General features: G+C 59.2%; 12 protein-coding genes and 1 pseudogene. 7 read left to right on the top strand and 6 right to left on the bottom strand.

Annotation, left to right across the window (positions count from 1 at the left end; genetic code table 11):
- The first annotated feature begins 424 nt into the window (after nt 1-424).
- Genes O9H85_RS25025 through O9H85_RS25005 form a run of 5 tightly spaced genes read left to right on the top strand, consistent with a single transcriptional unit; the run spans nt 425 to nt 4,454 of the window.
- Nucleotides 425-853 (top strand): hypothetical protein, encoded by a 429-nt coding sequence (locus O9H85_RS25025; RefSeq protein WP_269884139.1) that lies wholly within the window; start codon nt 425-427, stop codon nt 851-853.
- On the top strand, nt 853-1,920 hold the full coding sequence (locus O9H85_RS25020) for an FAD:protein FMN transferase (RefSeq protein WP_269884198.1): 1,068 nt from the start codon (nt 853-855) through the stop codon (nt 1,918-1,920). Before O9H85_RS25025 ends, O9H85_RS25020 begins: the two co-directional genes overlap by 1 nt.
- Entirely contained in the window at nt 1,901-2,566 is a 666-nt protein-coding gene (locus O9H85_RS25015; protein WP_269884138.1) for a ferric reductase-like transmembrane domain-containing protein, read from the top strand. The genes O9H85_RS25020 and O9H85_RS25015 overlap by 20 nt, the downstream gene beginning before the upstream one ends.
- Nucleotides 2,457-3,134, top strand: coding sequence for a response regulator transcription factor (locus O9H85_RS25010; RefSeq protein WP_269884137.1), 678 nt, complete (start codon nt 2,457-2,459; stop codon nt 3,132-3,134). Before O9H85_RS25015 ends, O9H85_RS25010 begins: the two co-directional genes overlap by 110 nt.
- A 3-nt stretch (nt 3,135-3,137) precedes the next feature.
- Nucleotides 3,138-4,454, top strand: coding sequence for a sensor histidine kinase (locus O9H85_RS25005; RefSeq protein WP_269884136.1), 1,317 nt, complete (start codon nt 3,138-3,140; stop codon nt 4,452-4,454).
- 65 nt (nt 4,455-4,519) lie between these two features.
- Here the strand turns inward: O9H85_RS25005 and O9H85_RS25000 are convergent, their stop codons facing one another.
- The 5 genes from O9H85_RS25000 to O9H85_RS24980 form a co-directional block, all read right to left on the bottom strand.
- Nucleotides 4,520-5,062 carry a DoxX family membrane protein gene (locus O9H85_RS25000; protein ID WP_409348198.1) on the bottom strand — a complete coding sequence of 181 codons (543 nt, stop codon included), beginning with the start codon at nt 5,060-5,062 and terminating at the stop codon, nt 4,520-4,522.
- Nucleotides 5,063-5,507: 445 nt separating this feature from the next.
- Entirely contained in the window at nt 5,508-6,251 is a 744-nt protein-coding gene (locus O9H85_RS24995) for an IucA/IucC family C-terminal-domain containing protein (protein ID WP_269884135.1), read from the bottom strand.
- Nucleotides 6,217-7,071, bottom strand: coding sequence for an ABC transporter ATP-binding protein (locus tag O9H85_RS24990; protein ID WP_269884134.1), 855 nt, complete (start codon nt 7,069-7,071; stop codon nt 6,217-6,219). Before O9H85_RS24990 ends, O9H85_RS24995 begins: the two co-directional genes overlap by 35 nt.
- Before the next feature lie 48 nt (nt 7,072-7,119).
- Complete coding sequence (locus O9H85_RS24985) at nt 7,120-8,103, bottom strand: FecCD family ABC transporter permease (RefSeq protein WP_269884133.1); 984 nt, start codon at nt 8,101-8,103, stop codon at nt 7,120-7,122.
- The gene (locus O9H85_RS24980) at nt 8,100-9,128 is read right to left on the bottom strand and encodes a FecCD family ABC transporter permease (RefSeq protein WP_409348204.1); all 1,029 of its coding nucleotides are present in this window, start codon (nt 9,126-9,128) and stop codon (nt 8,100-8,102) included. The genes O9H85_RS24985 and O9H85_RS24980 overlap by 4 nt, the downstream gene beginning before the upstream one ends.
- Nucleotides 9,129-9,417: 289 nt before the next feature.
- Between O9H85_RS24980 and O9H85_RS24975 the strand changes: the two genes are divergently transcribed.
- Together O9H85_RS24975 and O9H85_RS37910 are read left to right on the top strand one after the other, a co-directional pair.
- On the top strand, nt 9,418-10,422 hold the full coding sequence (locus O9H85_RS24975) for an ABC transporter substrate-binding protein (protein WP_269884132.1): 1,005 nt from the start codon (nt 9,418-9,420) through the stop codon (nt 10,420-10,422).
- A 514-nt stretch (nt 10,423-10,936) separates the two neighbouring features.
- A pseudogene (locus O9H85_RS37910) lies at nt 10,937-11,086 on the top strand (DapH/DapD/GlmU-related protein); the annotation flags it as partial.
- 262 nt (nt 11,087-11,348) lie between these two features.
- On the opposite strand, the gene O9H85_RS24965 reads toward O9H85_RS37910, so the two are convergent.
- The gene (locus O9H85_RS24965; RefSeq protein ID WP_409348197.1) at nt 11,349-13,343 is read right to left on the bottom strand and encodes an ABC transporter ATP-binding protein; all 1,995 of its coding nucleotides are present in this window, start codon (nt 13,341-13,343) and stop codon (nt 11,349-11,351) included.
- Between the last annotated feature and the right edge of the window lie 121 nt (nt 13,344-13,464).

Here is a 13,464-nt window from a genome sequence, read left to right as displayed (position 1 = left end):
ATTGAACATTTTACGGGTAACAACAGCGGCCGGAGGGGGATACCCCACCGGAGGAACAAGGCAGATTTCTCAATTTCATGGGTTTCTCAACAGCCTGACCGTCCGGGTATTCCGGACGGTTGTTCTTGTTTAGTTGATAAGAATTTATAAGTTTTTCGCAACTTATAGCTTCGCATCAACCTTGATAAACGCGCTGGTCCTTGTAAGACAAGGACGGCGAAGCTGTTTATCCTGGTTTCCCCGAGCCTGCCGCCGCCCGGTCGGCATCGCTAACAGTGTTCGCCTGCTCGGCGGCCTTCCGAACCGCGATGTTCACATCGTTCATTCTTCCGGCGCCTTGTGCTTTTCTCAGGCGGCGGCTTTCATGTCCGTTTCAGAATGGGGGTCTATACTGGGTTCATTCACTTGAGAGGAGAGTCACTCGATGAGATCCGTCACCAGATCGAAACTGATCAAATGGAGCGTCTCCGCAGGCTGTACGCTCGCAGCAGGGCTGCTGTTCAATCACGTTAAGGCGGCTCCCGCCTTCACTATAGCTCATAATCAGGCGCTCGCGGAGGGCGCGACTCAGCCGCAATCGGCACAGGCGCAGGCGCAGGACCCGGTACAGCAGGAGTATGGCCAGTTCCGGCAGCGCCAACAGGATTTTGGACAGGATGGCGGCCAGCTGCAGCGTCCGCATGGAAGGCATAGGCGGCTGCGGGACGGGACTTCGCAGGGAAGCGCCCCGCAGGACGGCATTACTTCGCCGGACTACGGGAGCCAAGGGAGCGGCTCCATGACGCCGAGCACGCCCGGCACGCCGCAGACGACGACGCCGTCCAAGCCCAGAACGCGGACGAGGAGCTCGTGATGCGGACCCGGGGCGAAGAAGCTTACGCGTCGGTGCGTTTCAGGGCGATGAATACGGACGTGGACGTCGTGCTGGACGCTTCTGCCGGAGGCTTGGCCGCAGAAGCGCAGAGCTGGTTCGAGTTCGCGGAGCGCATCTTCAGCCGCTTCCGGAAGGACAGCGAGCTTTCCTGTCTGAATGCCTCCGGAGGCCGTCCGTGCTTCGTATCGAAGACCATGATGGCCGTGCTGCAGCTGGCTGAAGACTACCGCGTTCGAACCGAAGGCATATACGAGCCCTTCGTGCTGCCGGCACTGGAGCAGGCGGGATATGACGTCAGCTTTGAGCGGCTGAAGAGTGCGGCGGGAACACGGTTGCGTTTGCCCATGCCGAAGCTGAAACTGAAACCGAAACCGCCGACCGCCGCGCAGACCGCCTTGACGCTCGATCCCCGGATGGGTATCGTTCGCCTGCCGGAGGGCGGCCGCCTCGATCTTGGCGGACTCGTGAAAGGCTGGACGGTGGACCGTCTGGCTTCCTGGTTCTCCGGCGCGGGAGCCGCGGCGGGCCTGATTAATGCCGGAGGCGATCTGCGGGCTTGGGGCGGAACGCAGATCAGCCCCTGGACGGTAGAGGTGGCCGACCCCTGGGAGCCCGAGCGGACGCTGGCCAAGCTCCGTCTGATCGAAGGGGCGGCTGCCACCTCCAGCGTGATCGGGCGCCGCTGGAGTACGGACGAAGGCGAACGCCATCACCTCATCGATCCGCGGACCATGCGGCCGGTGCGGACCGACGTGGCGCAATGCACAGTTGCGGGAAGGACGGCGGGAGAGAGCGAGATAGCCGCCAAAACCGTCTGCATCCTCGGCCTTCGAGAAGGGCTCGAATGGCTCGGACGGCAAGGTCCCCGGTATCAGGCGCTGCTCATAACCAAGGACGGATTAAGGCATTATTACGGTACGGAGGCTCAGTGGCTGGAGCAGTGGCAGGGCGAGCGCCCGGATGCCGTGACGCTTCGCCCGGCGTCATCCGACTCCCCTGATAACGAAAGCGAAGGAGGATTAACCTATGGCCGGATTACTGATTAACCTGCCGACCTGGTGGATAATACGTATTGCAGGTTTGACTTCATATGCTCTATTATTCGCCGGGGTTGCCCTCGGCATCCTCTACAGCATGCCCCTCTTCAAGGGACAGGCCAAAGCCCGGCTGTACCGCTGGCATTCGCGGACGTCGAATGCGGGACTCTTGATCGGGCTCGTTCACGGCCTCATACTGATGATCGACACATATATGCCTTACGGCTGGCCGCAGCTGCTGGTACCTTTTACCGCACCGAAGGATCCTTTCTGGAGCGGGCTCGGGACGCTGACGATTTACGGACTGATCCTCGTTCTGATCACGACGGACTTTAAGAGTCTGATCCCTTACAGGCTGTGGAAGTACATTCATTTGCTGGCCTACCCCGTATTCCTGTCGGCCATGCTGCACGGCATTGGAGCCGGGTCGGACAGCAAAGTGCCGTGGATCGGAATTTTTTACGGGGCCAGCTGTGTTATGATAGGATTACTGACGGTCATTCGGATCAGGATGGCCGTACGTCAGAAGAGAGGTCGGGCGCAAGATGCATATTCTGCTGGTGGAGGACGACGAGAAGCTGGGGATGCTGGTGCAGTACAAGCTGGGCCAGCAGTTCCACAGCGTAGACTGGGTACAGGACGGAGAAACGGCTGAGGAATACATGCGCCGCGGCACCTACGATTTATATATCCTCGACTGGATGGTTCCTTACAAAAGCGGGATCGAGCTCTGCCGCGATCTGCGGGAACGGGGAGACCAAACCGCCGTGCTTATGCTGACGGCGAAGGATGCGGTGCCCGACCGGGTGGCGGGACTGCGCGCGGGGGCGGATGATTATCTGGTCAAGCCGTTCGCCTTTGAAGAGCTGGATGCCCGGATCCATGCGCTCGGCCGCCGGCCGGCCGAGTGGACCGGCGACGAATGCCGCTTGGGCGAGACGCTGCTGCTCAACCGCGTGACGCACGAGGTTGTGCGCAGCGGCAGCCCGGTCAGCTTGACGCGGAGGGAGTTCCAGCTGCTGACCTTTCTGTTGCTGCATACCGGACAAATCATTTCGCGCGAGCAGCTGATGGACCAGGTATGGGGAGTCGATGCCGAGGTGACGCCCAATACGGTGGACGCCACCGTCAAGCTGCTGCGCAAGAAGATCGACGACCCGTTCCCGGACAAAATCATACACAGCGTACGAGGTCTCGGCTACCGGCTGTCATTGGAGGAATGACGCATGTTTGAGAAGACGCGGCGCAGCCTGACCATCTTCTTCAGCGTCATGCTGGCGCTGATCCTGCTGCTCATGACGGTGCTGTTTTATGTCGTGCTCAGCCAGACGCTGCACCGCAATCAGAATGCGGCGGTCGACGGCATATACGATAAAGCGGTCAAGACGCTGGAGCACCGCAAAAAGGAGCCGCTCGACAGGCGTCCCCCCGGCCCCGGACCCGGCGATCGCCGAAGCGGAGGGCTGATCGACCTGGATGCCGTTCAATCGAACGAGCTGATGTTTCTGGTAGGCCCAAGCGGCGACCCGATCTTCGGCTCGTCCTACGATGATGAGATGAGGACGTTTTGGACGGCCTGGCTGAGCCAAAATATACACGGACACGGCTTGCCCGTGAATCATTCGAGCGGCTATCTGGTCGAGCGCGGCGACGATACGTATTTCCTCAAAGCGTATCCTTGGCCCGACATCAACGGAATCTTATTGGCCGGACAGAACATTTCCGGGGATACCCGGCTGCTGAGCCAAATGCGTCTCGCGCTGCTCCTATTCTCGGTCTGCCTGCTCGCGGTGGCCAGCGGAATGGGCTACCTGCTGGCCGGCCGTTCGATGGTGCCCATCGTCCGCGCTTACAAGCGGCAGCAGGATTTTACTGCGGACGCTTCTCACGAGCTACGTACGCCGCTCAGCGTGATGCAGTCGTCCGTTGAGATTCTCGGGGAGGAGCAAGAGGCGCTGCCGCCGTTTCACCGTAAGGTGCTGAGCAATATGGACGAGGAGGTGCACCGGATGATCCGCCTGACGGAGTCGCTCCTCACGCTGGCCCGAAGCGATTCCGACGCCGTGGAGATCCTGCGGGAACCGATCGGGCTCCGCGGCCTCGCTCAAGATGCGGTGGAGAAGCTGCGGCCGCTGGCAGAGCGCAAGCGGATCGCGCTGGAGCTGCGGCATGCGGTCCATGCGGGCGGTCCGGATACCGCCCGGCTGGACGGGGAGCGGGTTCGCCAGCTGCTCGTCATCCTGTTGGACAATGCGATTAAATATACGTCGGAGGGCGGGAGCGTGACGCTCGAGACCGCTTTGTCGGAGAAGGGAGCGCGGTTCGTCGTCACGGATACCGGCATCGGCATTCCGGAGGATCAAATTCCGCATATTTTCGAACGGTTTTACCGCATCGACAAAGCCCGCTCCCGCCAGGAAGGCGGGACGGGGCTCGGCCTCTCCATAGCCAAATGGATCGTGGATGCCCATGGCGGCACGATTCAGGCCGAGAGCGGGGCGGGGCGGGGCAGCCGGTTCACGGTGCTGCTTCCGGAGGCATAAAAGCAGCGCAAAAGGATCGGGGGACTTCCCCCGATCCTTTTGCGCCGCTTAGACCGTCCGCCGCGTCAAGCGTGGGCTGTCGGCTTCGTGCCTTTGAATACGTTAGGCGTGTGATGATCGTTGCCGCCGCGGTGCAGCAGCTTGCGGAGCAGCGGCATCAGGTAGAAGTCGAAGCCGAACCGTCCGGCATTGGTGCCCGCCGCAAGGACGATACCGCCAAGGAGAATCAGCCACGGATTCGTGCTTACCGTACCGGCGAACAGGAACATGAAGTTCATGAACATCCCGAAGAAGGCGGCCGTCAAGGTTAGAGCGCCGAGAATCAAGCCGAGACCAATCAGGAGCTCGCCGAGCGGGATCACAATGTTAAACAGCTTGGCGTTCGGCAGGGCGAAGTGCTCCAGGAAAGCCGTAAAGGTCGGGTAGACGAGCTCGTTCGTCGCTTTATCGACAATCGGCTTGCCGACAGCGCCTTTAAGGAACCCTGTGGCGTCGAAGCCGGCGGTCAATTTGTGCCAGCCCGCTGTCATCCAAGTCCAGCCTAGGTACAACCGAAGCAGTAGCGTAAAACCGGCAGCATACACGTTTTCTCTCCAAAATTTCATCATGATCGACATCTCCTTAAGGTGGGGCTACCACCGGATATTTAAGTGATTTTTTTCACAAATTAACCTATAAAAAGCAGGCTTCCCGTCTATTCAAGAGAGTACCGGGACTGGCCGGAACGTACAAGGTTTCCCGGGTTCGGAAGCAGGTATCGTAAGCGGAGTTGCGCGTTCATGGCTCTTGCTCCTTTCCTTGTGAGGATCGCGGCTGCAGCGGTTGCCGGGCTCCCGGGCGGCTTCCCCGGGCATCGCTCGGGGCGTTGCTTTCATTCCCGCCTTGCTGGTCCGTCGCTTTATCTTTAACTTCCTTACCGCATCTTTAATGTACCATAGGACATCCGCTTTCGATGTGAAAAAAATCACAAACACAAAAAAATTTGGAGGCCTGCGGAAGCCGGCTGCTGCCGTCCTCCGAGACCTTCACGTACGATCACGCCCCGAAAGCCCGCTAACCGTTCGCTCTCGGACAAGTTTTGCAGTACGCGGCTTCGGGCAGCAAGCAGCGCATGCAGCACGTTTTGCGTACCGGGGGCTTTCCCGGCACGAGGGCGGTGCTGTACCCGGCAAAAGGATGGGCGTCCTCGCCGCCCAAGAGGTCTGGCCCCGCTTCCTCCATAAGAAACCGGTAATCGCCCTCGATCCGCTGCCGGTCCGCTTCCGATGCGGCTTCCTGCACCCATTCGCCGTAGCCGTGACGGATATAGACCAGCGCGTTCTCCCACAGGATGTCCTTATTCACACATGTATGTCTGGCGATCGCATCGAGCAGCTGCGCAAGATGCTCCGCAAACAGCTGACGCACCGTCTCCCGGCGCCAAGCCGCCCGGCCGGACGCCGGAGCGGGGACAAGCTCCGCGTTCCCGGTTCGGATGCGGAAATCCGGCGCTTCGCGCAGCTCCAGCACGGCGCAGCGGAGAGGCAGGAGCAGCCCCTTGTCCATAACCGACATGGCGTAGAGGACGCCGCACAGCTTTTTCGCATAGTATTTGGTAAAGAGGGAGGCCGTCGTCTTCCAGGCGGTCGAGCCGAGACCTTGCCCGAACCGGCGGAGAAGGCTCTCCAGGCCTTCCCGCGTCAGGAGCTCTTCCCCGGGGCATCGGAGGCTGGAAAGCCCCGCGTCGTCATCCGTCTTCCCGAGGAGGAGGCCGAAGTCTTCTTCAAACGTTCTCAAGCTCGCGTTCCGCATGTTCATAACCGCTCTCCTGACGTGGTAGTAGCATTCGTCCTTTGCCGAAAGGTATGCACATCGGCGTCCCGAAGATCGGGTCCTGCGCCACGCGGCATTCCATGCCGAACACATCCCGGATGAGCCGTTCGGTCATGATCTCCTCGGGACGGCCTTCGCCGTACACGGCCCCGTCTTTGATCACTACGATGTGATGGGCATACCGACAGGCGAGGTTCATATCGTGCAGCACCATCACGATGGTGCGCCGTTCCTGTTCGTTGAGCTCGAACAGAAGATCCAGCACCTCAATCTGGTGCGTAAGGTCCAAGTAAGTCGTCGGTTCGTCCAGCAGAATCGTATCCGTATCCTGCACCAGCGTCATCGCGATCCAAGCCCGCTGCCGCTGTCCGCCGGACAAGCTGTCCACCGTCCGTTCGGCGTAGGGCTCCATCCGGGTCAACTCCAGTGCGGTGCGGACCTTGCGTTCGTCCTCGGCGGACCACTGCTGCAGCCAGCTTTGGTAAGGGTAGCGGCCCTGCTTGACGAGCTGCAGCACCGTGAGTCCCTCGGGAGCGGCCGGACCTTGCGGCAGAATCGCCATCCGTTTGGCGATTTCCTTCGTCGGGAGCCGAAGCAGCGCCTCGCCGTCCAGCAGAATGGCTCCGCTCTTCGGTTTCAGAAGCCGCGCCAGGGAACGGAGCAGCGTCGATTTGCCGCAGCCGTTGCTGCCGATGAATACGGTAATCCGGCCCTTCGGTATGCTGAGATTCAGGCTATCGAAGATTGCGGTATCCCCGTAGGACAGATGAAGCGACCGGGCTTCCATTGCGGGTTGGTGCGTCATGAGCGTCAGCTCCTTCAAAGTATGGTGGCAAGCCGGACGGCGGCTGCGTCAGCGATGACGGCTGCGGTACAGCAGATAGATGAAAAAGGGTGCCCCGATCGCCGCGGTGAATACGCCCGCCGGAATATCGTGCGGCGGCAGCAGCGTTCGTCCGGCCAGATCGGCCAGCAGCAGGATGATCGCGCCGCACAGGGCGCTTACCGGCAGCAGCGCGCCGAAGCTGGGGCCGACCAGCTTGCGGCCGATATGCGGGGCAAGCAGGCCGATGAAGTTGATCGCGCCGCCGAAGGCGACGCCCTTCGCGATATCCTCGCCCAGCCCCTGAATATTCAGGTGCCTGGCACAGAGGAAGATCAGCGGCAGCAGGACGATCATCCACGGCAGCAGAGGGAGCACCGATTTCTCCCAGGAGACGCCGTAGACGCTACCGGTCATGAACGTCAGCGATTGGTTGGCCAGGACGATCGGGCCGGAAATCATCAGCATATACGAAAGCGAGCTCATGGCGGCCGAGAAGCCGATGCCGACCAGAACGAGCCGGAGCGGCATCACGCCGTTTTTCCACGAGAGGATGTAAACGAGCAGGGTGGCCGCAAACGCTCCGATGACGGCCGCAAGCGGCAGCAGATGAATGCTGAGCTTATTCGAGAGGAAGAAGAAAAACAGCACCGCGCCGAGCGTCGCCCCTCCGGTCGTGCCGACCGTATCGGGGGAAGCGAGCGAATTGCGGACAATACCCTGCAGGATCGCACCGGACACCGCCAGCGCCGCTCCGATCAGCACCGCCATGATGACGCGCGGCAGACGGAGCGAGCGGACGATCATTTCGCTCGAGTCGGAGCCGAAGCCGAAGATCGAGCGGACCACCTCGCCCGGAGCGATGTAGACGCTGCCGATGCCCGTGCTTACGATCATCAGTACGGTCGTGACGGCGAGCAGGAGAAGAGTGACGGTGACGGCTTTCTTGTGCACCAGGTAAGAATAAAGCGGGCCCCGCAGTGTGACATAACGGCTTCTTGCGGTCGTCTTCATCCGGGCAGCCCCCCTTTCCGCGCGATGTAGACGAAGAACGGAACGCCGAGCAGTGCGGTCGTCACGCCCACCTGCACTTCCTTCGGCATCGCTATGAAGCGGGCCGCAATGTCCGCGCTAACGAGCAGCAGCGCGCCTAACACGGCGCAGTAAGGAAGCAGCCAGCGATGGTCCGTTCCGACCAGAAATCGGGCGACATGGGGCACGATAATCCCGACGAAGACGACGGGACCGGCCACCGCCACCGAGCCTCCGGCGAGGAGGACGATGACGACCGCGGCTGCGGCTTTGACGAGTGCGGTCCGCTGCCCGAGGCCTTTGGCCACGTCTTCGCCCATGGACAACACGTTAATGGGCGAGGCGAGCAGGAATGCGCCGATGATAGCCGCGAGCATATAAGGGAAGACGGACAGGAACATGTCCATCGTGCGTCCCGCCACCGACCCGACGAGCCAGAAGAGCACCTGGTCGAACGCTTTGCCGCTGGCCAGCAGGATGCCTTGGGTCAGCGCAGCGAAGAAAGCGCTCATGGCGGAGCCCGCCAGCGTAATCTTGATCGGCGTCAGGCCGTCCCTGCCGAGCGAGCCGAGCGTATAAACGAGACCTGCGCTCACCGCTGCGCCGAGGAAGGCGATCCAGGTGAACTGCGAGAGTCCGGACACATTGAACAGCGCCACCGACAATACAATGGCAAAAGCCGCCCCTGCATTCACCCCGAAGATGCTGGGCGAAGCGAGCGGATTGTGGGTGATCGCCTGCATCAAAGCTCCGGCGACGGCCAGGCTGCCTCCAACGAGCGCGGCGATGAGCGCTCTCGGCACACGGGCGGTCTGAATGATGATATGCTCGTTGGAGCCGTTAAACTGCATATAAGCGGAAACGATCTGCTCCCAGGAGTAAGTGCGGAGTCCGAACATGACGCTGAAGGTCATGGCGGCTCCGAGCAGCAGTACGGATAGAGCGAATCCGATGCTTTTATAGGATCGGCGGAAGTTGATCCGGTTGGTATTCATGTTCATGTTCATGTTCATAAGGGCGCAGCCTGCTTCCTGTCACAACCCGCCTACAGCGGGTGATGTTAAAAAAGATTGAAGGGACGGCGGGAATGCTTTGCGCTTTCCCAGAGGACCCTTGCCGGGTGGCCCGGCTCATTTCATTGTATGAGAGTGGTTATCACCTGTCAATGAATTTGAGAATCATTATCAAAGTATTTTTTGACAAGTGAGGCTGCTGCAAGTAATATATTGTTCGTTAATGATAATCATTATCAATTTGGGATGCATTGCATTTTTACTTGGGAGGTCAATAAACAAAATGGGGTTTCACGATCGTTTGCTTCGAGGTAAACCGGCGGCGCTGCTGGCCTTGATTTTTATGCTTTCCTTAGTTCTCGTGGCCTGCGGGGGCAGTAAGCCTGCGGCGCAGCCGGGGACTGGCGACGACAAGTCCGGTTCGGCGGCGGCAGCCGACGCACCGCGCAAGATCAAGCACGCGATGGGCGAAACGGAAGTGCCCGCGCATCCGCAGCGGGTCGTCGTACTGACGAACGAAGGCACGGAAGCGCTACTGGCGCTCGGCGTCAAACCGGTAGGCGCTGTAGAATCGTACTACGGCAGCCCATGGTTCGATCATATCCGTGCGGACATGGAAGGCGTAAAGACGGTCGGGGGGGAATCTCAGCCGAACCTGGAGCTGATCGCTTCACTTAAGCCGGACTTGATCATCGGCAACAAGATGCGTCAAGAGAAAATCTACGAGCAGCTGAAAGCAATCGCGCCGACGGTCTTCTCGGAGACGCTGCGAGGCGAATGGAAGAGTAATTTCAAGCTGTATGCGGATACGCTCAACAAGAAGGCGGAAGGCGACAAGGTCATCGCCGCGTTCGACAAGCGGATCGACGATTTCAAGAGCAAGGCCGGCGACAAGCTGAAGGAGAAAGTGGCCGTCGTCCGCTTTATGGGCGGGAAGACGCGCTTTTATTACGGCGATATGTTTTCCGGCGTCATCTTCAAGCAGATCGGCATTCCGCGCTCCGATCCGAAGAGCGACGAGAAGTCGTTCGAGGATATTACGAAGGAGCGGCTGCCGGAGCTTGACGCGGCGGATAAGGTATTCTATTTCACGTATGAGATCGGGGACGGCAAAGGAACGAAGCAGGAGCAGGAATGGATGAACGATCCGCTCTGGAAGAACCTGAAGGTTGTGAAGAACAACAAGCTGATCAAGGTGAGCGATGCGACGTGGAACACGGCCGGGGGCGTCAAAGCGGCGAACCTGATGCTGGACGATTTGTATAAGATTTATGACGTGAAGCCTTAAGGGAACGAATCATTCAGAGGGTGAAAAGCCGGCTTGTTCTTCGGAACAGCCGGTTTTTTTATGGCAAGGTCACTAATGAGGGGTGCTTGTACAATAGAGTTGACGGTTATCACCGTTATGATACATAATGTATCATAGTTAATCTATTTAGAATAATGAGGTGCTTCCGGGAATGGGTCTGAGACAATTCGTTAGCGAGCTGCTGCACTATACGGCGAATCATGTGGTGAACGGCATCCCCTTTTATTCGATCCGGTATTTCTTTTATAAACGAATATACGGCATTCGGATCGGCCAAATGACGGCAGTTCATATGGGGCAAAAGCTAATGACGCGCGGAGGGATCGAGATCGGAGACCACTCCGTCATTAACCGGGATTGTACGTTGGACGGGAGGGGCGGGCTTACTGTCGGCAATAATGTCAGTATTTCCCCCGAAGTGATGATCCTCACGGCGGAGCACGGAGTAAACAGTCCAACGTTTGCCGGCGTGCTGGGGAAGGTAACCATTGAAGATTATGTTTGGATCGGCAGCCGGGCGGTCATACTGCCGGGGGTGAGGCTCGGGGAAGGTGCGGTTGTTGCCGCCGGCGCCGTGGTGAGGAAAGATGTTCCCCCTTACACGATCGTAGGCGGCGTGCCTGCCAAAGTGATCGGAAAGCGAAACCAGGAATTGATCTACGAGCTGGAGTATATGAGGAGATTTCACTGACACCAGGATAAACGGCTACGCCGTCCTTGTCTTACAAGAACCAGCGCGTTTATCAAGGTTGATGCGAAGCGATAAGCCTTCGAAAACTTATCAATTCTTATCAACTAAACAAGAAGCCAGGCTCCGCCGCGAAGCGGAGCTTGGCTTCTTCTCGTTCCTCGGCTGCGGCGGACCCGTTAAGCGAGACCGCCGCCTGCCGGCTAGCAGCTATCAGCTACCAGCCCATCGATTGCCTCATCATTTCCTCCGGGTTCATCGCTTTGAGCTGTTTGACGTATAAATCCTTGTACAGGCCGCCGGCGGCCAGCAGCTCGGCATGGCTTCCCCGTTCGATGATTTCGCCGCGGTCCATGACGAGAATGAGGTCGGCGCGGACGACGGTGGCGAGCCGGTGGGCGATGATGAAGGTCGTCCGGTCCTCCATCAGCCGCTCCAGCGCCTCCGTTACAAGCTCCTCCGATTCAGCGTCCAGCGCCGAGGTAGCTTCGTCCAGAATGAGAATGCGGGGCTGCTTGAGCAGCGCGCGGGCGATAGCGATCCGCTGCTTCTGGCCGCCGGACAGCCGTACGCCGCGCTCACCGACGATCGTGTCGTAGCCCTGCTCCATATCCATGATGAATTCATGGGCGTTGGCGGCGCGGGCGGCTTCGATCACCTTCTCCTCGGTAGCGTCCGGATCGCCGTAGGCGATGTTCTCGAACACCGTGCCGGAGAACAGCACGTTATCCTGCAGCACGACGGCAATTTGCCGCCGCAGGTCGTACAGATCGTAGTCCCGCAGGTCTACGCCGTCCAGCTTCACAGAGCCTTCGTCCGGATCGTAGAAGCGGGGAATGAAATTAACAAGCGTCGATTTGCCTGCGCCGCTCGGTCCGACGAGTGCAATGACGTCGCCCGGCTTCGCCTTAAAGCTGATGCTCCGTAATGCGAGCCGGTGCTCCTGGACCGTTGGCAGCGGCTCCGGCCTCGTCTTGGGCGGGATCAAGTAGAATTTCTTGTCCGGCTTGATCAGCTCGACCAAATCCGGGTCGACGGAGCTCTCGTCCCGGGAAGCCGCATCTTTTCCTTGTCCCTTGCCGCGGCCCCCGGGGCGGTCCGGCCGTTCGGAGACATAGGTGAACGTGACCTTGTCGAACACGATGGAGCCGTGGCAGGCGGCGATCCGTACGGCGTTCTCCTTGATCGTCACCTCGGGCTCAATGTCGAATACCTCGAAAATCCGCTCGATGTTGCTGAGCGAGTTCTGGATCGTCACGTTCGCTTCGGCGAAGCGTTGAATGGGACCGTAGAGCTGGCCGAGGTAGGCCTGGAAAGCTACCAGCTCCCCGATTTTTAAATGGCCCTTCAACACGAGCAGTCCTCCGGCGAACCAGATCAGCAGCGTGCCGGCCTGGGTGAACGTTTGGCTGATGCGCCCGAGCGAATTGGAAAGCAGGTTGGCCCGGTTCGCAAAGCCGATGTGATGCTTGGCCTGCTTCTCAAACCGTTTCATCTCCTGATCCTCTTGATTGAACGACTGCACGACCTTCATGCCGCCGATCCGCTCCACCAGCACGCCTTGAATCCGCTCCATCTGGCGGTGCACCGTCCGCCATGTGAGCCGGATGCGCACATTCATGTTGGTGAAGACCAGATAGTACAGCGGCAGCATCCACAGAGACAGCACGGCGAGCTGCCAGTGCAGCTTGAACAGCATAAAGCCGGCGAACAGCACGAGGAACATGTCGAAGAAAAGGCCGATCATGCCGCCGTTCACGAGATTTTGGGCGCCGTTCACGTCATTGATGATCCGGGTGACGATGCTGCCCACCTGACGGTTATCGTAGAAGCGCTGGGACAGCTGCTGCATGTGCCGGTACAGCTGCTGGCGGATGTCGTACACCATCCGGTTCCCGAGCCGGAACGTAATCGACCCCCGTGCAAAATTAATCCATATGCCGAACAAGTACACGGCCCCCAGCACGGTCGTGACTTTTCCGAGCGTCCAATAGCTCTCTTTGCCCGGCAGCACCTCGTCGATGAGTATTTTTGTCATCCAGGGGGTGGTCATGGGGGTTGCGAACTGCAATATGCCGAGCGCAAGAATGCCCAGCAGCGTCATCCGGTAGGGCTTCAAGAATGCGAGATAGCGTTTGAACAGCTGCTTCTTATCCGCCTTCGAAGCTGTTTTCATCCCGGAAGCGACGGGGGGTGCAGCTTGAATTTCCAAATCCAATTCCCTCCTTCAGGAAAACCAGGACAGTATCTTTTGTAATGAAACTTTTACCAAATTAACACAAAGTTGCCGGAGGCGAAATGAACGATTCGATCAATTAACATGGACTATTATG

Origin of the sequence: Paenibacillus gyeongsangnamensis (genome assembly GCF_027533625.1) — a bacterium.
In the GTDB taxonomy this organism is placed as follows: domain Bacteria; phylum Bacillota; class Bacilli; order Paenibacillales; family NBRC-103111; genus Paenibacillus_G; species Paenibacillus_G gyeongsangnamensis.
The sequence above is the reverse complement of the archived record's forward strand: the minus strand, read 5'-3'. Positions and strand labels throughout refer to the sequence as shown.

What these genes read in the sequence shown, in the direction of transcription:
- O9H85_RS24985 (WP_269884133.1), bottom strand. Translation starts at nt 8,103, where the DNA reads ATGAAGACGACCGCAAGAAGCCGTTATGTCACACTGCGGGGCCCGCTT.
- O9H85_RS25005 (WP_269884136.1), top strand. Translation starts at nt 3,138, where the DNA reads ATGTTTGAGAAGACGCGGCGCAGCCTGACCATCTTCTTCAGCGTCATG.
- O9H85_RS25025 (WP_269884139.1), top strand. Translation starts at nt 425, where the DNA reads ATGAGATCCGTCACCAGATCGAAACTGATCAAATGGAGCGTCTCCGCA.
- O9H85_RS24995 (WP_269884135.1), bottom strand. Translation starts at nt 6,251, where the DNA reads ATGAACATGCGGAACGCGAGCTTGAGAACGTTTGAAGAAGACTTCGGC.
- O9H85_RS25020 (WP_269884198.1), top strand. Translation starts at nt 853, where the DNA reads ATGCGGACCCGGGGCGAAGAAGCTTACGCGTCGGTGCGTTTCAGGGCG.
- O9H85_RS25000 (WP_409348198.1), bottom strand. Translation starts at nt 5,062, where the DNA reads ATGATGAAATTTTGGAGAGAAAACGTGTATGCTGCCGGTTTTACGCTA.
- O9H85_RS24990 (WP_269884134.1), bottom strand. Translation starts at nt 7,071, where the DNA reads ATGACGCACCAACCCGCAATGGAAGCCCGGTCGCTTCATCTGTCCTAC.
- O9H85_RS25010 (WP_269884137.1), top strand. Translation starts at nt 2,457, where the DNA reads ATGCATATTCTGCTGGTGGAGGACGACGAGAAGCTGGGGATGCTGGTG.
- O9H85_RS24975 (WP_269884132.1), top strand. Translation starts at nt 9,418, where the DNA reads ATGGGGTTTCACGATCGTTTGCTTCGAGGTAAACCGGCGGCGCTGCTG.
- O9H85_RS24980 (WP_409348204.1), bottom strand. Translation starts at nt 9,128, where the DNA reads ATGAACATGAACATGAATACCAACCGGATCAACTTCCGCCGATCCTAT.
- O9H85_RS25015 (WP_269884138.1), top strand. Translation starts at nt 1,901, where the DNA reads ATGGCCGGATTACTGATTAACCTGCCGACCTGGTGGATAATACGTATT.